At 75.4% G+C, this 419-nt stretch carries 1 protein-coding gene; it reads left to right on the top strand.

Translation table 11 applies throughout. From position 1 onward, the window contains the following. On the top strand, positions 1 to 249 hold a 249-nt coding region (locus AC5LSR_RS14435; RefSeq protein WP_493468560.1), incomplete at its 5' end, for an ABC transporter ATP-binding protein. Between the last annotated feature and the right edge of the window lie 170 nt (positions 250 to 419).

The following is a 419-nucleotide window of genomic DNA, read 5'->3' as shown; positions in this document are numbered from 1 at the left end:
GCCCTGGACGTGTCGGTGCGCGCGCAGATCCTGGACCTGCTGGCGGCGCTCGCCGCGAGCTACCGGCTCAGCCTGGTCGTCGTCTCCCATGACATCGGCGTGGTCGCCCGGCTGTGCGACCAGGTGATCGTCATGCACCGCGGCGAGGTGGTGGAGCGCGGCGCCACCGAGGCGGTGCTGTCCGCACCGGCCCACCCCTACAGCCGGTCGCTGATGGCGGCGGTGCCCCGGCTGCCAGGGGCGAGGTGAGCCACGGGCCCCGGCACCCCGGACCGCGGCACCCCGGACCGCGGCACCCCGGACCGCGGCACCCCGGGTCGCGGCATGCCGCGGGACGCGGAAGATGCGACAGGCGGCTCTGTGTCGGGTAAGCGGACGGATCCTGACCGTACCCGGCGGGGCCTGACACACCAGCGGAC

This window comes from Protofrankia sp. CiP1_Cm_nod4 (genome assembly GCF_982290645.1).
The sequence above is the reverse complement of the archived record's forward strand: the minus strand, read 5'-3'. Positions and strand labels throughout refer to the sequence as shown.